Source organism: Salinibacterium sp. SWN167, assembly GCF_015864665.1.
In the GTDB taxonomy this organism is placed as follows: domain Bacteria; phylum Actinomycetota; class Actinomycetes; order Actinomycetales; family Microbacteriaceae; genus Rhodoglobus.
This window is the reverse complement of sequence record NZ_JADYWU010000001.1, coordinates 365,939-384,529: the sequence shown is the minus strand read 5'-3', so window position 1 is coordinate 384,529 and position 18,591 is coordinate 365,939. Positions and strand designations below refer to the sequence as shown.

At 62.1% G+C, this 18,591-nt stretch carries 21 protein-coding genes; 7 read left to right on the top strand and 14 right to left on the bottom strand.

Annotated elements, in window-relative coordinates; genetic code table 11:
• The first annotated feature begins 97 nt into the window (after window positions 1–97).
• Window positions 98–628: an isopentenyl-diphosphate Delta-isomerase gene (gene idi, locus I6E60_RS01870; RefSeq protein WP_197178585.1), complete on the top strand. Its 531-nt coding sequence runs from the start codon at window positions 98–100 to the stop codon at window positions 626–628.
• Here idi and I6E60_RS01865 read toward each other — a convergent pair.
• From I6E60_RS01865 to I6E60_RS01850, 4 genes are all read right to left on the bottom strand, one after another.
• On the bottom strand, window positions 625–1,290 hold the full coding sequence (locus tag I6E60_RS01865) for a hypothetical protein (RefSeq protein ID WP_197122502.1): 666 nt from the start codon (window positions 1,288–1,290) through the stop codon (window positions 625–627). The genes idi and I6E60_RS01865 overlap by 4 nt on opposite strands.
• A gap of 88 nt (window positions 1,291–1,378) precedes the next feature.
• Window positions 1,379–1,984 (bottom strand): dCTP deaminase, encoded by a 606-nt coding sequence (gene dcd / locus I6E60_RS01860; protein ID WP_197122501.1) that lies wholly within the window; start codon window positions 1,982–1,984, stop codon window positions 1,379–1,381.
• 66 nt (window positions 1,985–2,050) lie between these two features.
• Window positions 2,051–2,458, bottom strand: coding sequence for a riboflavin kinase (locus tag I6E60_RS01855; RefSeq protein WP_197122500.1), 408 nt, complete (start codon window positions 2,456–2,458; stop codon window positions 2,051–2,053).
• A gap of 42 nt (window positions 2,459–2,500) precedes the next feature.
• Window positions 2,501–2,995 carry a flavin reductase family protein gene (locus I6E60_RS01850; RefSeq protein ID WP_197122498.1) on the bottom strand — a complete coding sequence of 165 codons (495 nt, stop codon included), beginning with the start codon at window positions 2,993–2,995 and terminating at the stop codon, window positions 2,501–2,503.
• Between the two features lie 141 nt (window positions 2,996–3,136).
• Here I6E60_RS01850 and I6E60_RS01845 point away from each other — a divergent pair, with 141 nt between their 5' ends.
• Entirely contained in the window at window positions 3,137–3,736 is a 600-nt protein-coding gene (locus I6E60_RS01845; RefSeq protein ID WP_197122497.1) for a PadR family transcriptional regulator, read from the top strand.
• Here I6E60_RS01845 and I6E60_RS01840 read toward each other — a convergent pair.
• The 8 genes from I6E60_RS01840 to I6E60_RS01805 all read right to left on the bottom strand — a co-directional run bounded on the left by I6E60_RS01840 (window position 3,733) and on the right by I6E60_RS01805 (window position 11,347).
• Window positions 3,733–5,100, bottom strand: a complete 1,368-nt coding sequence (locus I6E60_RS01840; RefSeq protein WP_197122496.1) for an NtaA/DmoA family FMN-dependent monooxygenase — start codon at window positions 5,098–5,100, stop codon at window positions 3,733–3,735. The genes I6E60_RS01845 and I6E60_RS01840 overlap by 4 nt on opposite strands.
• Before the next feature lie 106 nt (window positions 5,101–5,206).
• Window positions 5,207–6,064 carry an ABC transporter permease gene (locus I6E60_RS01835; protein WP_197178583.1) on the bottom strand — a complete coding sequence of 286 codons (858 nt, stop codon included), beginning with the start codon at window positions 6,062–6,064 and terminating at the stop codon, window positions 5,207–5,209.
• A 22-nt stretch (window positions 6,065–6,086) separates the two neighbouring features.
• Entirely contained in the window at window positions 6,087–6,887 is an 801-nt protein-coding gene (locus I6E60_RS01830) for an ABC transporter ATP-binding protein (RefSeq protein WP_197122494.1), read from the bottom strand.
• 71 nt (window positions 6,888–6,958) lie between these two features.
• Window positions 6,959–8,062 carry an ABC transporter substrate-binding protein gene (locus I6E60_RS01825; protein ID WP_307841768.1) on the bottom strand — a complete coding sequence of 368 codons (1,104 nt, stop codon included), beginning with the start codon at window positions 8,060–8,062 and terminating at the stop codon, window positions 6,959–6,961.
• Window positions 8,063–8,276: 214 nt separating this feature from the next.
• Window positions 8,277–8,930 (bottom strand): hypothetical protein, encoded by a 654-nt coding sequence (locus tag I6E60_RS01820; protein ID WP_197178581.1) that lies wholly within the window; start codon window positions 8,928–8,930, stop codon window positions 8,277–8,279.
• A 114-nt stretch (window positions 8,931–9,044) separates the two neighbouring features.
• Window positions 9,045–9,710, bottom strand: a complete 666-nt coding sequence (locus tag I6E60_RS01815) for a hypothetical protein (RefSeq protein ID WP_197122492.1) — start codon at window positions 9,708–9,710, stop codon at window positions 9,045–9,047.
• An 83-nt stretch (window positions 9,711–9,793) separates the two neighbouring features.
• The gene (locus I6E60_RS01810) at window positions 9,794–10,489 is read right to left on the bottom strand and encodes a Crp/Fnr family transcriptional regulator (RefSeq protein ID WP_197123594.1); all 696 of its coding nucleotides are present in this window, start codon (window positions 10,487–10,489) and stop codon (window positions 9,794–9,796) included.
• A gap of 108 nt (window positions 10,490–10,597) precedes the next feature.
• Window positions 10,598–11,347 carry a flavodoxin family protein gene (locus tag I6E60_RS01805; protein ID WP_197178579.1) on the bottom strand — a complete coding sequence of 250 codons (750 nt, stop codon included), beginning with the start codon at window positions 11,345–11,347 and terminating at the stop codon, window positions 10,598–10,600.
• A 112-nt stretch (window positions 11,348–11,459) separates the two neighbouring features.
• Here I6E60_RS01805 and I6E60_RS01800 point away from each other — a divergent pair, with 112 nt between their 5' ends.
• Window positions 11,460–12,899, top strand: coding sequence for an NAD(P)/FAD-dependent oxidoreductase (locus tag I6E60_RS01800; protein ID WP_197178577.1), 1,440 nt, complete (start codon window positions 11,460–11,462; stop codon window positions 12,897–12,899).
• Here the strand turns inward: I6E60_RS01800 and I6E60_RS01795 are convergent.
• Together I6E60_RS01795 and I6E60_RS01790 are read right to left on the bottom strand one after the other, a co-directional pair.
• Window positions 12,896–13,564 (bottom strand): CDP-alcohol phosphatidyltransferase family protein, encoded by a 669-nt coding sequence (locus tag I6E60_RS01795; protein ID WP_197122488.1) that lies wholly within the window; start codon window positions 13,562–13,564, stop codon window positions 12,896–12,898. The two genes, I6E60_RS01800 and I6E60_RS01795, sit on opposite strands and share 4 nt — an antisense overlap.
• Before the next feature lie 2 nt (window positions 13,565–13,566).
• On the bottom strand, window positions 13,567–14,274 hold the full coding sequence (locus I6E60_RS01790; RefSeq protein WP_197178575.1) for a TVP38/TMEM64 family protein: 708 nt from the start codon (window positions 14,272–14,274) through the stop codon (window positions 13,567–13,569).
• A gap of 144 nt (window positions 14,275–14,418) precedes the next feature.
• Here I6E60_RS01790 and I6E60_RS01785 point away from each other — a divergent pair, with 144 nt between their 5' ends.
• Genes I6E60_RS01785 through I6E60_RS01770 form a run of 4 tightly spaced genes read left to right on the top strand, consistent with a single transcriptional unit; the run spans window position 14,419 to window position 18,573 of the window.
• Complete coding sequence (locus I6E60_RS01785; protein ID WP_197178573.1) at window positions 14,419–15,699, top strand: ABC transporter substrate-binding protein; 1,281 nt, start codon at window positions 14,419–14,421, stop codon at window positions 15,697–15,699.
• A gap of 35 nt (window positions 15,700–15,734) precedes the next feature.
• The gene (locus tag I6E60_RS01780) at window positions 15,735–16,559 is read left to right on the top strand and encodes an ABC transporter permease (RefSeq protein WP_231601095.1); all 825 of its coding nucleotides are present in this window, start codon (window positions 15,735–15,737) and stop codon (window positions 16,557–16,559) included.
• The gene (locus I6E60_RS01775) at window positions 16,556–17,440 is read left to right on the top strand and encodes an ABC transporter permease (RefSeq protein ID WP_231601240.1); all 885 of its coding nucleotides are present in this window, start codon (window positions 16,556–16,558) and stop codon (window positions 17,438–17,440) included. Before I6E60_RS01780 ends, I6E60_RS01775 begins: the two co-directional genes overlap by 4 nt.
• Window positions 17,437–18,573, top strand: a complete 1,137-nt coding sequence (locus tag I6E60_RS01770; RefSeq protein WP_197178570.1) for an ABC transporter ATP-binding protein — start codon at window positions 17,437–17,439, stop codon at window positions 18,571–18,573. The genes I6E60_RS01775 and I6E60_RS01770 overlap by 4 nt, the downstream gene beginning before the upstream one ends.
• The last annotated feature ends 18 nt before the right edge of the window (window positions 18,574–18,591 follow it).

Here is an 18,591-nt window from a genome sequence, read left to right as displayed (position 1 = left end):
CCGTCCGCACGCCCAAGCGCATTAGTTAGGCTGAGTGCAGGCCGACACATGAGGTGCGGCATTTCGATTCTTTCCACCTAGGCAGACTATCGCGATCATGAGTGAAATCCCTGAGCAGGTTGTACTTCTCTCCGAGTCCGGCGAACACATTGGTGTTGCCGACAAGGCCCTCGTTCACACGACCGACACTGCCCTGCACCTCGCGTTCTCGTGCCACGTCTACAACGCGGACGGCAAGGTGCTGGTCACCCGTCGCGCGCTCTCGAAACTCACCTGGCCCGGTGTCTGGACGAACTCGTTCTGCGGGCACCCGGCCCCCGGTGAAGCTATGGCTGCGGCGATCATCCGCCGGGCCAAGTACGAGCTCGGCATCACCGTCGGTGACGTTCAGCTCGTACTGCCCGACTTTCGCTACCGCGCCGTCGACTCCTCCGGCATCGTCGAGAACGAGATTTGCCCCGTCTACCGTGCAGTGACGGCGGATGCCGCAGCCCCGAACCCCAACGAAGTCGACGAATTCGAGTGGGTTGATCCGCAATCGCTGCACGCCGCCGTGGCCGGTACGCCGTTCGCCTTCAGCCCGTGGCTCGGCTGGCAGTTGGAGCAGCTGGAGCAGCTCGACGGTTAGTAGCCGCGAGTCGGGTTAGCTGCGGCAATCTGCTCGAGCGCACCGTTGCCGTAGCTGAGGGCCAGTTCCTGGCTATAGGGCGTGACGTAGATCCACAGGTCGTCGACGAGAAGATGGGTCGGGAATCGATCGCGCGATGAGCCCTCGGCTTGCCCGGTGTATGTCTCAACCCCACCGTTCTCAGCCGCTACGTAGCCGGAATCCAGAATGTGAGCACGCAGCGCGTCGAGGTCAGTGTTCGAGGTATCGGCGACCATCAGCTCTACGAAGACTTCAAAACTCCCCGTGGGAGCCCAGGTGCACTGTTGGCTCAGCGGGACCTCCGCCAAGAAGTCCTCGAACCCTTCATAGCGACCAGGCCACGCGAGCTCGAACTCGCCGGTGTTCTCTACCCGCAAGAGTTCAGTGGTGTCGCCCATCTCTTGCGCCACCTGGCTCAAGGGGAGCAATTCCTCACAGGACGGGATCACGAGCGGCTCAGCGACAGGCGCTGAAGTGGATTCAACGGGAGTCGCTGTGGGCTCGAATGAGAGAGTACCTTCGCCCACAGGGTTCGTGCATCCAGCCAGCACGAGAGCGACCACAACCGCGGATGCTGTAGCGACAATCCTTCGCGTGGTCAGTCGTGCAGTGTGTGATCCCGAATCCCCGAATGTGTTCATAAGACGACATTAGGTGAGAGTGAGGATTAAACAAGTATGAGAATCCGAATCGTGATCTAAGGTTCACTCACGCGTCACTAGAACAGGTTTAGCCCCCGAGCGAACCCGCATCATTCGCCCGCACATCGGTGCGGTGAAAGTTCTGGAAGCTGCGGCTGGCCGTAGGACCACGCTGACCCTGGTAGCGCGAACCGTACTGGCCTGAGCCGTAGGGCGATTCCACCGGCGACGTGGTCTTGATGAAGCATAGTTGCCCGATTTTCATGCCGGGCCAGAGCTTGATCGGCAGCGTTGCAACATTGCTGAGCTCGAGGGTGACGTGACCCGAGAAGCCAGGGTCAACGAAGCCCGCAGTGGAGTGCGTGAGCAGACCGAGGCGCCCCAGTGAGCTCTTGCCCTCGAGGCGAGCAGCAACATCATCGGGCAAAGTGACGAGTTCGAACGTGGAACCGAGCACAAACTCACCGGGGTGAAGGATGAACGGCTGGTCGGCATCCACCTCCATCAGGTGAGTGAGATCGGGCTGATCAACGGCCGGGTCAATGAACGGGTATTTGTGGTTATCGAAGAGGCGGAAGAAGCGGTCGAGCCGCACATCGACACTCGACGGTTGCACCATGTCGAGATCGAGAGGGTCTAGGCCGATGCGGCCAGAGGCGAGTTCGGCCCGGATGTCGCGATCACTGAGAAGCATGGCCTAAGACTAACGAAATCCCAGGGCAAAGATGCTCAGATGAGCAAATGTGGGGAGACGTGAAAGCTACGGGAGCTGAGACGGAAGAGCGAGAGCGATGCGGGAGGCCGCGACATCCGCCGCTGTCTTCTCGATCAGTTCGTCGAGGCTCTCGTAGCGGAACATTCCGCGCAGCCACGAGTGCACCGTGAACTCGACCTCGGCCCCATAGAGGTCGCCATCGAAATCGTGGATAAAGGCTTCGACCCGACGCTCGGTCACGTCGTCAAAAGTGGGGTTGTCACCGATGCTGATGGTCGCGCCATGAGCCTCGGTCGCCGGCGGAAAAGTGACCCAGCAGGCGTAAACGCCATCGACGGGAAGATCAGCGTGGTCGCCGATCGAAATGTTCGCCGTGGGAAACCCCAGCTCGCGCCCGCGCTTATCACCGTGCACGACGGTGCCGCGAAAACTCAGCGTCGGTGGATGCTCCATTAGCTCAACCCTAGCGGCGAGCACGTCGAGCACTTTCGCGACCTACAGCCCGCGAAACTGGCTGAGGTGAAAGACAAGAGGGGTAACTTCGGGAAAAGCCTCGGAGTGGATAACTTCGAGAGTCACAATCTCGTGGTCGCCCCCATCGAAGCTATGGCGAATCTCACACTCGAGCCACAGCGCCGCACCGTCCATGTGGATGGCCCCACCCTCGGTTGCACGCCAGTCAATGTTGGCGAAGCGATCGCCCGTGCGCGAGGCGAGGCTGCGCGCCGTCTGCTCTTGATCGGCGCCGAGAACGCTCAGCCCGATGCGCGTGGCACGAGCCAACACGGGCCAGGTAGTCGAGGTGCGCGCGGGGCAGACCGCGACTAGCGGCGGTTCGAGAGAAACGGAGATAAAGGAGTTCACCGCGATGCCGGTGGGCTGGCCGTCAACAACCGCGGCGAGGGCGACGACACCAGTCGGAAAGAGCGAGAGCGCTCGTCGAAGCGCGACTTGAGGGGATACTTCTTCCGCAGTGGTCTTGTGCGACATGGGCGGACTCCTTTGCTTGAAATGTTCAACCAGCGACCGCTAGTCAAGTTTGAACATATGACTACATGTTAGTCATTTTTGATCATGTAAACAACTGACTTTCTGCCCTGCGAGCGGACCCCTTGCCCTACCATTGGGGGCATGTCGACTACAACTCGCCTCGTCGTACTGGGAGCTGTGAACCAGTTCCAACCAGTTCACGGCTACTTTCTGCGCCGTGAACTGATGACCTGGCACATCGACGAATGGGCCAACATTCAGCCCGGCTCGATCTACAACGCCCTGCGGTCGCTCACGAACGATGGCTATCTCGCCGAGAACGGCACCGAGTCTGCCGGCAACCGCCCCGAGCGCACGACCTACCGCATGACCGAAGCTGGCGAAGTCGAATTGCTCCGGATGCTGCGCGACGCCCTGTGGACAGTCGAAGTCTTCGACACCAAGCCCGTCATGGTGCTCACCTCGTTCATGTACGCCCTGCAGCGCGAAGAAGTGCTCGCCGGCCTCGAACACCGCGTCACCGAAATCGACGCCCGCATTGCCAGCAACGCGTACCACATTGGTGATGTTGCAACCTCGACCTCGACTCCCGCCTACGTGCGCGAAATCTTCGAACTGGCGACCTCTCGCTTGCGCGGAGAACAGCAGTGGGCTCGAGACGTGATCGACCGCATCCGCTCTGGCGACTACGTCTTTGCCGGAGAAGATGGCGACCGTCCCGCTCGCCGCGCTACGAGCTAGTTCTTCGCTTCAACCGCGGCCGTTGCGCGGTACGCCGCTCCAGGGTGGTCATCGCGCAAGATCGAGTCGTCGGTGCCGAGCAGGCGCTCGCGCAGCGTCGGAGCGTCATAGCCTTCACCAGCAACCCCGCGCTCCCGCAAAATTGGCAGCACCTTCTCGATGAACTCGACGGTTGAGCTCGGCTGAATCATCGGCGTCAACAAGAAGCCATCGAGGTCGGCGCCCTCAGCGAGAGCGATCATCTCGTCAGCGATCTGCTCAGCCGTGCCCACGAAGGGCTTGCTGCGCACACCGTTGCCGTGCCACTGCGCCAGGACATCGCCAACCGTCTGGTCGCCGAAGCGGGTGATCTGGGTCTGCGAAAGCTCGGTGTGCAGCTCCTTCATCGGCGTCGCCGGGTCGAAGGAAGACAGATCGAGGCCCGTGAACCACGCGTAGGAGGCGACGGCCACGTCGGGGCTCTCCGCATCCAACACCTCTTGCAGCTTGGCCTTTGCTTCATCTTCGGTGTCGCCGATCACGCACGTGAAGGCGGACATGATCTTGACCGAGTCGGCAGCACGACCGTTCTTGACGGCTTCTTCACGAATGGATGCCACCTGCTCAGCGACCTTCTCCACAGCACCGCCCCCGAGGAAGACTGCCTCGCCATGCTTGCCACCGAACTCGCGGCCGCGCGGTGAGGTGCCGGCCTGGAAGAGCACCGGGGTGCCCTGCGGTGAGTACGAGGAGTTTCCGTAGCCGTGCGACTTAAAGTACGGGCCGTCGTGCTCAATGCGGTGAACCTTGGCGGGGTCGGCGAAGCGACCGTTCTTGTCGCGCTCAAGAGCGTCACGCTCCCACGCGCCCTCCCACAGTTTGTAGACGACCTCCATGAAGTCATCGGCCATGTCGTAGCGCTCATCGTGCGCCACCATCGGAACACCGAACGCCTGCGATGCCGTCTCAGCGGTTCCCGTCGTGACGACGTTCCAGCCGATGCGACCGCCCGAGAGGTGGTCGAGGCTCGCAATGCGACGAGCAAAGGCGTAGGGCTGTTCAAGAAGAGTGGATCCCGTGAGCACGAGTCCGAGATTCGTGGTGGTCGAGATGAGGGCAGCAGCCAGAATCGCGGGGTCGAGACGCGGCAGGTCGAGGCCCTCGACCGAGCAGATCTCGGGACGCTCGCCGTTGACGTCGGCCCAGCCCCAGGCATCCGCCAAGAACATGAAGTCGAAGCCGGCCTCTTCGCAGATGGTCGTGATTTCACGCCAGTAGTCGAGGCGGTCGAACATGTCCCGCTTGTTGTCGGGATGACGCCAGGTCGACGTTCCCGAGTCGTTGGCCTGAGGGTTTTCGAATAGACCGAAGCGAAGCTTCTTCATGATGGAACCTTTCGTGGTGGGGAGAAATTCTGGGGGTGGGGGTGCGGAAAAGGGCAGAGTAGTGGCGGGCAGAGTGGTGGTGGGAAAAGCTGCCGCGCGTGGGGATTTAGCGACCCACAGCGGCTCCGTCGCTCCACCAGAGCACTCGCTTGCGAACGAGAGCGAGGAGAGAAATCAGGATGACGCCCATGAGGCAAAGCAGCGCGATGCTGGCCCAGGTAACAGGCAGATTTGCTTGCGCGGCGGCGATGGTCACGAGGGATCCGAGGCCTGCTTGCTGGCCGGCCGCGACGAACTCGGCGACAGCCGCACCGACAATCGCGAGCGGAAGCGCAATGCGCAGCCCCGCGAAGACATAGGGCATTGAACCGGTGAAACGCAGGTCGCGGAAGATCTCCCAGCGGCTGGCATGCAGTGTCTTCATCACGTCGAGCGCACGGTCATCCACATCCCGCAGCCCGGCAAGCGAGTTGACGAGCATGGGGAAGAACACGACCAGCGCGGTCACGATGAACTTCGGGGTCATGCCGAAGCCGAACGCGACGACCAGAGCCGGAGCGATAGCGACGATCGGCGTGACCATCACGACCACGACGAGCGGCATGACGGCGCGTTCCATAACCTGGAACTCGGCCATGATGATCGCCAGAATGAAGCCGGCGATGATGCCCGAGCTGGCGCCCACGGCAACCTCAAGACCCGTCACGAGCATGTTGGCCCAGTATGTGTCGGCGTCCTTGATGAGGCTCATCCAGACCTGGTCGATCGTGGGGATCACATACGGATTCGCGATCGCCGTGATCTGCCAGAGCGCAGCCGCGATCACGAAGGTGATCACGGCGGGAGCCCAGTTGGTCCAGCGCAGGTTCTGCTTGAGCTTGGCGGACGCCAGCGGTGAGATGCGGCGGCCCGTTGCACTCGTCGCGGCCTGAACCGCGAGAGTCGACGTATCGGTTGCTGACATGCTGTCCTCGTTCTTGCGTGACTTAGGCACTCTTTTGTCCCATCACTTCGCGCAGTGTTTCGCGCACGTGGCCTTCAAGGTCGCGGAACTCGTCGGTCGCGTACACGTCGATCGTGCGAGGCCGCGGCAGGGGAACGTCGATGATTTCGGCGATGTGACCGGGGTGCGCGCCCATCACGACGATGCGGTCGGAGAGCATGATCGCCTCGGGCACCGAGTGAGTCACGAACATGACGGCCTTGCGGTTGGACTGCCAGAAATCGAGGAGACCCAGCCGTTGAGCGTCACGGTTCATCTCATCGAGCGCCGAAAAGGGCTCATCCATGAGCAGCACGCTCGGGTCGAACACGAAAGCGCGGGCAATAGCGACGCGCTGCTGCATTCCGCCGGAGAGCTGACCGGGATACTTGTCGAGCGCGGCCCCTAGACCGAAGGACTCCAGAATCTCGCGGGGGTCACGCAGATTGCGGTTCGCGTTCGCTTTCGGGTTCACCGTCATCGGCAGGCGCACATTGTCGAGCACGGTGCGCCACGGGAGCAGCGCCGGAGACTGAGGAACAAGACCGATCATCTTGTTCTTCGTCGCGGCTTTCACCGTCATCCCGTCGACCTTGACGACGCCGCTGTCGGCATCGATGAGGCCGGCAACAGTTTTGAGCAGTGTCGACTTTCCGCAGCCGCTCGGGCCAATCACCGAAACGAACTCGCCCATCTTGATCGAGAGGCTCACATGGTTGAGCACGAGCGTGCGTGCCCCCTCGGGGCCGAAGCTCTTAGAGACGTTCTCGATATGAACGCCGGCGTGTGGCTGTGCGGTTTCCACAGTTACTCCCTGGTTGTGATGCCGGATGCCGCACCGGGTGGGTGGTGCGGCATCCGAGTGGGGTGGTCGGGTTAGTTTCCCGGCCAGATCAGTTCGCCACCTGCATAGAGATCAGCGACGAGCGTTTCATCCATCATGTCGGTGATGGCGGGCAGGTTGTCGACGTTTCCAAACTTCTTGACGAGTTCGTATTCGGCAGCCCAGTCAGCGGCAGTTTGGGTTCCGGGGAGCCCACTGTTGCTGTCCTTGACCCACTGCGATTCCACATTCCAGGTGCGCTCGAGCTGATCACGCGGGAAGGCAGAACCTTGACCGTTGTCTTCGGCGAGCTGCGCGATCATGTCGATGCATTCGTCGGAGCTGTCGAGGCAGAACTGCAGGGCGTGGAGTGAGGCGCGCATAAAGTCAGCGGCGACTTCGCGGTTGTCGGCGAGAAACTCGGAGTTGACCTCCATGACGTTGTACGTGCCCTCAACACCAACGTCAGAGGGGAAGAACTCGCTGAACGGTAGGCCCTGAGCGCGAAGGTTCTCGGGCTGGTTCGAGGCGTAGCCGACGATGGCGTCGACCTGGCCGCGAGTAACCACGGTCGGGTCGTAGTTGGTCATCTTGATCAGTTCGACCTTGCTGACATCGACGTCAGCGGCATCCAGCATGGCGGAAGCGATCGGAGTGAGGTTGATGAAGTAGCCGAGCGAACCACCTTCGAGGTCCTTGAGGATCTTAATCTTCTCGTTGGCGAAGATCGAGAACGGCGGGGTGTTGCCGTAGGTCGCGACCGCGGTGAGGTTCTTGCTGTTCGCCGCAGCGAGCATGACATCGGATGCCGAACCAAGGGCCGTGAATTCTGCTTGCCCTGACGAGACGAGCTGCTGCCCGTTCGCGCCGGACGCGTTGATCTCTACGTCGAGGCACAGGTCCTTGAAGTAGCCGAGCTCGTCGGCCAAGAAGACGTCGAGCTGACCGGCACTGGCCGAGTAGCCGTAGCCGGAGATGTAGGTGATGGTGCCGACCGCGGCGTTGCGGTCGCAGGCTTCCTGAGAGATCAGGAGGTCACCGGCGTCGGGCGTGGATTCTTCTGCTGGTGCTGTGCAGGCGGAGAGCGTGAGTGCTGTTACCAAGAGCGATGCGATGCCGAGGCCTCGCAGTTTCTTGGAATCAAGAGTTGTGTTCACTTGGATCCAGGTTCCTTCCTAGGCCTTATCCGTCATTGGATGGCTAGACAAAACGTACATGATCAAGATTGACTGTGCAAACTTGATTTACGGTCGCTTTGGTTGCCATCCCCCATCGGCCATCCGCGGTGATTGCTGTGCTGCGGGTAGACAGATCGTGCGCCCCGGGAGCGCAGAAGTGGTTGCTACTGACGTTAGCGGAGGAAAGGTGGAGTCAGTAGGCGCGCGTGGGATTCGCTACGCGAATCTGCTCGAGGGCAGCATCCGCAAGCTTTGTAGACAGCCGGTCATTATTGGCGGTGCCGTGAATCCACACGTCGTCGGCGAAATAGTGAGTGTCATAGATGTCGTTCAACCCACTCAAGGTCAACACGTTCAATACAGTCACGCTCCCTAACGCTGTCTCCACTGCCCCTTCGTCGAGCAGGGCGGAAGCTAGCGTCGCGCGGTGGGTGGAGTCAATATCGATGACCGCGAGCCCAAAGAACCCATCGCCGCGGGGCACTCCCCACCAGCAGTCCTTCGCGACCGATGCATTCGAGATCGCAGCAGCCTCTTCGGGCATAGACCACTCGTTCACGTCCAGAAAATTCTCCTCCGCTAAAAGGACCGTGGATTCAGAGAAGGAGCTCTTGGCGACATCGAGGGGCACCATCGTCGAGCACTCGGGAATCACGAGCGACTCCACAACGGGAGTTGGTTCAGCGGTAGGTTCGGTCGGTGCGCTTGACGGCGCCAGCGACGGTTCCGTCGCGCTGTCTATCGCGGCATCCGTCTCAGACTGCACGCAGCCGGTCAAGGCCAGCACGATCAGGGCAGCGGATGCCGCAGCGATCGAAACTTGGACAGGTCGTAGTTGCTCACTCATGGGGCTCTCCTCGCATCCGTCGTTATGCCAGAAGGGTAGACCCACCTGTCTGCCAGCTACAGAGTTGTGGCCAAAATGTGAGAATTGCTACGAAATGGTCTGCTTCAGTGTCACTCAGTACGTGCGGGTGGGGTTCGCGAGGCGCATTTGATCAAGAACAGCCGTCGCGGCAGCGTTCGTCAGGTCAACTGAGGTGCCTGTGGCGTGAATCCAGAGGTCGCCGGTAAACAGGTGAGTGGCCGCGGTCGTTCCAATTTCGTTCTCCGTCGTGAACTCCAGAGTGGCCACATTGTTGATTGTGGTGCCCTGATAGCCGCTGGCGGCCAGCGCGCCCTTGAGATCAGAGAGATCAGGCTCAGCGATATCACCGATAGCCACCGAGAAGTAGCCGTCGGAATTCGGCACGCCCCAAATGCAATTCTTTGCAATCGTGGCATCTGTCATCACGGCCGCGATCTCTGGCAACTCGCCGCCGTTCAGCGTGAAACTATCTTGCTCGTCAAGTTTTTGAGTGCTTGTAGAGAGCAGACCCTTGGCGGTGCTCAGCGGCAGCAACGTGTCGCAGCCGGGGATGATCAACGGCTCCGGCGTGGGTAGCGGCGTCGAGCTCGGCGTTGACGAGGCGGTGGGAACGCTCGAGGAACTTGTCGACGACGTTGATCCCGACGGCACACAGCCGGCAAGCGCCAACACTGCGATCAGTGCGGATGCTGCGGCAGCTGTCACCCGCCCGCCGTGACGTCGCCCGGTCACCGAGTTTTCATCGCATCCAGTGTTCATAGTTGAAGAGTAGCCCCGCGACCAGCTAGGCGGAAGAGAGTAATAGTTACTTCATCGAGGACGTGAAATACCCGCGAGTGCCACTAGCCTGACTGGCGAGCTAGCTGGCCCAGAGCATCCGCATCGAGGATCACCACGCGAGCCCGCCCCTGCCGGATGATGCCGCGGCTGGCCAGATCAGACATGGCCTTGCTCGTGGATTCGCGGGTCGCACCGAGAAGCCCGGCCAGCTGGTCGTGGCTCAGACGGATCGTGGGATGCGTGAAGCGCGAATTGGGGGCCGCCTCGGCGAGGCGCAACAGCGTGCTGCACACGCGCGACTGCAGCGGACGCAATGCAAGGTCAGTGAGGCGCTCCTCGAGCCGAACGACTTGCTCGCCCAGGTGGCGCGAGATGCGGATTGCGATGCGTGGGTCGGCGATGAGGTAGCGCTCAACATCCGCCGTGTTCATGAGACAGATCTCAACGTCGTCGATCGCTTCGGCGTAGTTGTCGTACATGCGCTGGCCGACCATCATCATTTCGCCAAAGACTGCGCCCGGCTCGAGGATCGCCATCGTGAGTGCCTTACCGTCTTCGGTGACCCGAAAGATGCGGATGCGACCCTTTTTCAAAATGAAAAGAGCGGTCACCGGCTGGCTCTGACTGAATACCATTTCGCCGAGCGAGTACGAGCGCGAGGGCGCCATGCGGTCCATCTGCTCGATCTCGGCAGGCGACAGGTCGGCGAACAGGTCGACTTCGCTGAGGCAGCTAAACGAACCGTTGTCGATCGGCATGAGTGGTTCAGGATCCCTTCGCTGCGGCGACCACGGGCGTTCGCCCGCCAGGGGGGCTGACGCCACTCTCTCGCCGCACGGATCCATCATGACATGCTCACTTGAGGGTTACCGGTACTCGGGGTTAGCTTCGAAGCCGAAGTGCTCGCCGTCGTTCCACGCCTTGCGGGTGTTTCCGTAAGCGGGGATACCGCCGGCGTTCTTGAGGATCGATGCCAAATGCATGAGGTTCCACGACATGAAGGTCGTGTTGCGGTTCGTGAAGTCGTTCTCGAGGCCGCCCGAGCCTTCGTCGAGGTAGCTGGGGCCGGGGCCGATTTCGCCGAGCCAGCCAGCATCCGCTGCGGGAGGAATGACGTAGCCAATGTGCTGAAGGCTGTAGAGCACCGACATGGCGGAGTGCTTCACGCCATCCTCGTTGCCGGTGAAGAGCGCGCCGCCGACCTTGCCATAGAACACGTACTGGCCCTTGTCGTTGAACTCGCCACTCATCGCGTAGAGACGCTCGATTAGCATCCGGGTGACAGAGGAGTTGTCGCCCAGCCAGATCGGTCCACCGATGACGAGGATGTCGGCCGCTTCGATAAGAGGCCAGACTTCGTCCATCCAGGCATCCTTCTCCCAGCCGTGCTCGCGCATGTCGGGGTAGACACCGATGGCAACGTCGTGGTCGATGAAGCGCACGTTATCGACGTGCACTCCGGCACTGCGCATCAGCTGGATGCTTGAATCCATGAGGCCCTGGGTGTGGCTCATCTCGGGGCTCTTCTTGAGCGTGCAGTTGATGAAGACGGCCTTCAGCCCGTCGTAGCGGGGAGCGTCAGCAGGAACGGTGTTCACGTTAGTTTCGGTAGCCATGACCCGATGTTACGGGCGAGCCCTCCCTGCGAACTGTGATCTAGCGTACGGTTCGCTGAACAATGCGCTGCTAAACATGACTGGGGCAAACGCCCTCTCGAAAGGAACACGCATGCCCGCTCAGTGGGATCTCATCGTCATCGGCTCCGGCAGCGCCGGAATTGTCGCTAGCAAGACCGCCGCCCGATTCGGTGCACGGGTGTTGATGGTCGAACGCCACCGCCTCGGTGGGGACTGCCTCTGGACCGGCTGCGTTCCCTCGAAGTCACTGATCGCTACAGCGCATGCCGCTCACGTCATGCGGACTTCTGAACGCTTCGGCATCACCGCCGACAACGTAACAATCGACTTTGCGCGGGCGATGGGGCACGTCGAGGATGCGATTGCCACGATCGAGCCGCACGATTCCGCCGAGGCTTTTGCCGAGTTCGGCATCGAGGTCATCCACGGGGATGCTCACTTTACTGGCCGCCACTCGCTAGAAATCGATGGCACTCGCCACACGTTCGTGCAGGCCGTGATCGCGACGGGAACCGAACCGCGCCTCCCCAAGTTCGCCGGCACCGACAGCATCGAGATGCTCACGAGCGACAGCATTTGGGAACTCGACGAACTACCACCCCGCCTCGTCGTGCTGGGCGGCGGTGCGATCGCAAGTGAACTCGGCCAAGCAATGGCCCGACTCGGTTCCGCCGTGACGATTGTGAACCGCCGCGACCGCATCCTTCCCACTGAGGATGAGCGTTCCAGCAGCATCCTGCAGGCGACGTTCGACGGCGACGGCATCACCGTGCTCAACGGCCGCTCTGCCGCCGAGGTCATCTCGACCGACGGACTAGCCGGAGAGCTCGTGCTCGACGACGGCAGCCGTGTGCCCTTCGACCGCCTGCTTGCCGCGATCGGACGCTCAACCCGGGTGGGGACTCTCGCCCCCGAGGCCGCTGGCGTAAACATCACGGCCGAGGGATTCATCGATGTCGATGCCTCGCTGCGCAGTTCCAACCCGCACATCTGGTCGGCCGGCGACGCCGCCGGGTTGCCAAAGTTTAGCCACATCGCCGGAGTAAGCGGCAGTATTGCAGGCACCAACGCGGCCCTGGGCCTACGCCGCAAGTTCAATGACCAGCTCGTGCCCCGCGTCACGTTCACCTCGCCCGAAATCGCAGCCGTCGGTATCACCGCGGCGGATGCCGTGCCCGGCAAGCACCGCGTTTACACCGGCGAACACCTCTCAACGGACCGCGCCATTGCCGAAGGTGAAGAAGAGGGTTTCGCGCAGATCGTCGTCGATACTCGCGGCCGGGTACTTGGCGGCACCATCGTCGGACCGCGCGCGGGCGAAAGCCTCGGAGAGCTCACACTCGCCGTCAGCGCGAAACTCTCCACGAGCGCGCTCGCCTCGGCGACCCACGCCTACCCGACCTTCAGCGATGCCCTCTGGAATGCGGCCATCGCTGACGTTCAATACCGTTTGAAGAGCGGCGTCGTGAAGTCAGCTATCCAACTGTTGGCTCGGGTTCGCCGGGCAACGTTGGGAAAGCCGAAAGACTAGCGCAGCAGGCGGTAGCCGACGATCATCCGCTGGGTGGCGCTGACGAACACGATGATGCTCCACACAATCGCGATCTGCCATGCAAAGAACGGCACGATCAGCCAGAGTGCGTGAGTAAATACCGTCTCGCCGCCTTCGGCAATACGACCGAGGAAGAAAAGCGAGCGGTTGTCTTCGTCTGAGACTGTTCGGCCGGTGCGTTCAGCTATCGAGGAGAACGCGAGAAACGCGGCCCCGTTGAGGTAGTAGCTGAACATGACGAGCAAGAACGGCCACCAGGGCGCCCCGAATGCGGTGGTCGCACCGATCGCAACGCCGAGAACCGTCGCGCCGTAGACCACGAAGTCGGCGACGATATCGAGAAAGCCGCCCGCTTGGCTCGCAGCAGCGGAGCTCGAGGCATCAACGCCATCCCGACCCGAAGCGGATGCCGCAGCGAGCCGCCGTCGAGCAAGAGTTCCGTCGAGCCCATCCAGCACTCGCGACAGCAGCCACGCGATGAGCGCGAGGCTCCACCATTGCGTTGCGGCGAGCGCAGCACTACTCAGGCCGACAACGAGCCCGGCGATCGTGATGCGGTCGGGCGTGATCCAAGGCACGTCGAGGGCGGATGCCATGCCGTTGAGCGGTCGACTGACCGCTCGGCGCAGTTGGGCATCCAGCACGGCTAGTTGTTCTCCGCGTTGAGCTCTTTGGCGGCATCCTCATCACCGGCGGCTGCGGCAGTCGCAGCATCTTTCTTGCGCAGTCGTGCGGCAACAATGCCGCCGCCGATCGTGAGCACGCCGAGCGCTCCGAGAGCGATGAAGAACCCGGTGTTGAGTTCAGCGCCATAGGCCCCGACCGCGACGAACGCCATGGTGCCGGGGATGATGCCGACGGCGGTGCCGATCATGTAGTCGCGCACTCGCACGGCGGTGAGGCCAGCGGCGTAGTTGATAACAGTGAAAGGAATGAGAGGGATGAGGCGCAGCGCAATCATGGAGAGCAAGCCGCGTTTCTGCAGCATCTCGTCAACGGCGCGAACCTTGCCGCCCGTGTACTGCTCAACAGCTTCGCGTCCGAGCACGCGACCGATCCAGAAGGAGAGGGCTGCCCCAATAACGGCGCCCACGAGCACGAGTAGGGTGCCGATCCACAGACCCCACGCGAGCCCTGCGGCAATACTGATCACGGCTTTGGGCGCTGGAGTCAGGGTGAGGACCGCATAAATAAGGATGAAGATTACGGCGCCCAGCACGCCGGTGCCTTCTGCTGCCGCTTGAATCTCTTCAACGCTCGGAATCTCAACCGTGAACGCCACAATGACAATGGCCACGAGGAACACGACGAACGCGCCAGCTTTCCAGAGCGCTGAGGCGCGTTTGTTTTTCATTTCAGCAATGCTATGTCGGAGCTATGAAGTCCGTATGTGATGTGGCTTACTGAAGTAATAAGTTGTTCGCGCTTAATCTGGAGTGCGCTGTGCGGGGCATCTCGACAGTTTCCCGTGAGCCCTCAATTACTTAGGAGCACCTGCGTGCAGATCTGGCTACCGTTTCGTCGTGCGGCTTCCCCCACCACTGCCCGCCGCCGCATCCTCCCCGTGCTTGCTACTGCAGCAGTGACCGCGTTGGCCCTGAGCGCGTGCTCGGCACCGACAAACACTCCGAGAGGTCCTGAGTTCTTTGATTGGGCTGATGTGCAGATCGCTGCCGACGGCCAGACCGTGAAGTTGTGGATGTGGGGCGGTGACGATCAGGGCAACGCGTACGTTGATGACGTTCTTGCTCCAGCTGCGGCGGCGCAGGGCGTCACGCTCGAACGTGTTCCGATTGCCGACACCAAGGATGCGCTCAACCGCGTTTTTACTGAGCTGCAGGCTGGCCGTAATACGGATGGTGCTGTTGACCTCGTGTGGATCAACGGCGACAACTTCCGCACTGGCAAACAGGCTGATGCCTGGTTCTGCGAGTGGACAGATCTGCTGCCCAACATGACCTTGGTCTCCGACTCTGACCCACTGCTCACCGAAGACTTCGGCACTCCTGTGGATGGCTGCGAGGCTCCCTGGCACAAGGCGCAATTCTCCTTCGTCTACAACGAGGCCACGGTGCCGAACCCACCAACCACCATTGAGGGCATCCTCGACTGGGCCGAAGATAACCCCGGTCGCTTCACCTACCCGGCTGCTCCCGACTTCACGGGATCCGCTTTCTTACGCGAGGTGCTCTACAGCGTCTCGGGCGGTTATGAGAATGTTCCTTCGGTCTACAGCGATGACGCTTTCGCCGAACTTTCCCCTGCGCTCTACGAACGACTCGACCAGCTCGCGCCGTCACTGTGGCGCGAAGGCACCACCTATCCCGCAACCTCGGAACAACTGACGAAGCTGTTTGCCGATGGCGAGATCGACATGATGATGACGTATGGTCCCGCCACGCTCACCGCACTCGTGGAGAACGGCACGCTCCCCGAGACCACACGAGTGCTCACGGTGGAGGACGGAACGCTGGGCAATGCCAGCTTCTTCGGCATCCCCAGCAACTCCGGCAACATCGCTGGCGCGATGGTCGTCGCCAACGAGGCTCTGTCGGTTGAGCAGCAGGTCGCGAAGGCTGACCCTGCCGTGTGGGGCCAGTTCACTGTGCTGGATCTGGATGCGCTTTCCGCCGATGATCGCGCCCTGTTCGATGCCCTGCCGCAGTCGCCTGTTGTGCCAACCTTCGACATCCTCTCGCAGAATGCCAACCCCGAACTCTCGGCCGAATGGGTTCCTGCACTCGATGACGGTTGGCGCACTACGATCGCTGCGCGTTGATGACGGCGGTGCAGAGTCGGCCGCGACGCCAGGGGATGCGCGCCACGCTTCTCGTGCTCCCGGCGATCATTCCGGTCGCGATCGTAGTGATCGGAGGCATCGGCACCACTGTGGTGCAAAGTCTCGGTCTCATGCCACTCGTGGGCACGCCCGCGTTGAGCGTTGACGCCTTCGAAAGCACCGACAACCTGCTCGGCTCCGCGCTGCTTTCTCTTGGGATCGCCGTCGTGTCAACCACGATCGCTGCGGTCGTCGGGTTCTTCACCGCCGTGCTCATCATCTCGGGCAACTGGGGTGGCCGCATCGTGGGCGCACTCAGCGCTGCGGCCGTCACCGTGCCTCACCTCGTCGGAGCTGCGAGCGTCGGCCTTCTGCTCTCCGACTCTGGCGTGCTCGCCCGTATTCTCGGCATCCCGCCAGAATCGTGGCCCGCGCTCGTCGCCGGCCCCACCTGGTTCGCCGTGATCGCGGAGTACGCGTGGAAAGAATCCGCCTTCGTCGCGCTCATCATTGTCGGCACCCTCGCCACCCGCATCACGTCCTACGACGAAACTGCCGCTGTGCTCGGTGCGAGCCGCGGGGCGAGACTACGACTCGTGCTGTTTCCGCTCGCCGCCCCTTCGCTGCTCGTGGCATCCGCTATCGCGTTTGCGTACACGCTGGGTTCTTACGAGGTCGCGTGGTTGCTCGGCAAGACCTACCCCGAGCCGCTCTCGGTCATGGCGCTGCGGCTATTCAACTCGGCAAGCCTCACCGCTCGGCCCGAGGCTGCCGCCGTTGCCGTGATTACTCTGCTTCTCACTGCGGCGATCGTGGGCGTAGCCATGCTCGGGCTTCGGCGAATGCGAGCGTGGCAATGAGCGTCAGCACCACGAGCGTCAGCCTCGACAAGCCGGTCGTGCACCCACCCCGGCGGATGCCCGGCGACCACGGCAGCCCGCTGACTCAGTCTCGCGGCGTTGCCCGTGTGCTGCGTATCGTCTCGACCGCGCTCATCGCGCTGTGGTTTGCGCTGCCGTTTTTACCCCTCATGCTGTGGTCGTTCGCCAACCAATGGATGCACCCCGCCGCATTTCCGATGGAAGCCGGCACCGACGGCCTCACCGCCGCAATCGCCAACGGCGGCGGCCGCGCCTTCCTCCACTCGCTGCTGTTGTCGCTCGTAGTGGCCGCGATCGCGACCCCGCTCGGAGCGATGGCCGCCCGCGCGCTCTCGCGCGGTCACGTTCGCTTCGGCAAGGCGATTACCGTTCTGCTCTTCTCTCCTGTGTTGCTGCCGCCGTTTGCCGCGGTGCTCGGCCTCAATGTGCTGCTGTTGCGTGCGTGGGTACCCCCGGCAGTCGGCGTCGTTCTCGTGCTCGTTGCGGTGGCGATTCCGTACACAACGTTCTCGATGCGCGCCGCCTACGCCGCTTATGACGACGGCTTCGATGACGCAGCCCGCACGCTCGGGGCGAGCTCACGGCTCACACTGTGGCGCATCCACCTCCCCCTAATCGCTCCGGCGTTGGCACGCTCTGCATTCTTGGCGTTCTTGGTCGGCTGGAGCGATTACCTCATCACGCTCGTGGTGGGAGGCGGCCACATGATTACGCTGCCGCTGATCATTGCCTCAAGTGCATCCGGTGTCGGCAACGAATCAAGCGTGGCGGTGTTGTCGCTCTCCGCGGTCATTCCACCCCTCATTCTGTTGGGCTTCATTGCTCGCACCCGCAATCTCGACCCAGGGAAGCAACGATGACCACTCACGCCCAGACCACTGACGTGGAGACCTCTGCGATCACCCTCACGGGCATCACGAAGAGTTACTCGGCCGCCTCCCCTGCCGCGCTGCGCGAGGTGAACCTCGATATTTTGCCGGGCACGAGCACCGCGATTGTGGGGCCGAGCGGTTCAGGCAAGAGCACGATCTTGCGCATCATCGCCGGCCTCGAGGATGCCAATGGTGGCCAAGTACGCCTCAGCGGTCGGGATGTCACCGCGCTTCTTCCAGAGCAGCGCGGTATCTCGATGGTGTTCCAGCGCCCGCTTCTGTTTCCGCATCTAACGGTTCTCGACAATGTCGCCTTCGCCGATCGCGCGGCAGGACTCAGCCGCGGGCAGGCTAGGGAGCGCGCCCGCGAGCACCTAGAGCTGGTGCAGATGGGGGCATTCGCATCCCGCTCGCCACACTCGCTTTCGGGCGGCCAGCAGCAGAGAATCGCTGTGGCACGAGCTCTCGCCGCACAGCCATCCGTGCTGCTGCTCGACGAACCGTTTAGCGCCCTCGACCCTGGACTCAAGGATGAGATGCACGCCATGATTGCGAGCATCCGGGAGGCCGTGAATCCGACCATCCTCTTCGTTACCCACGACCGCGATGAGGCGAGCGCGATGGCCGAACGGGTCGTTGTCCTTGAGAACGGTCAGTTGCTGCAACACGACACCGTCGACAATGTTTTTCACCGGCCGGCATCGCTCGCGGTTGCTCGACTTCTTGGCGGCAAGAATGCGTTCGCCGGGGAGGTCAGGAACGGGGTGCATCATTCCGCGATCGGCGCCGTCGCCATCAGTTCCACGGTTGAATCGGGCCCCGCAACGCTCGTCTTCCGCCAGGAAGCGGTCTCTGCTTCAGCGCGCGTCCCCGATAACCGAACGGATGCCTCGCCACCTGTCACTCGCGATTCAGATGCCACCGCGTGCCAGAGTCGGGGCCCGCGCGAGCTGTACGGCGTCGTCACCTCGGCCATTCAGCGCGGCCCGCGTCGCGAGCTTCTCGTTCGAGTCGGCGACGCCGAGATCCGCACCGAGGCCGCCCCCGGCAATCTTCTCGCAGCGGGCGATTCCGTCACGGTTTCTCTGCCGTGCGAAGCGCTCTGGACGGTTCTCTCTTAGCCGCGCAATCGCCGAAGC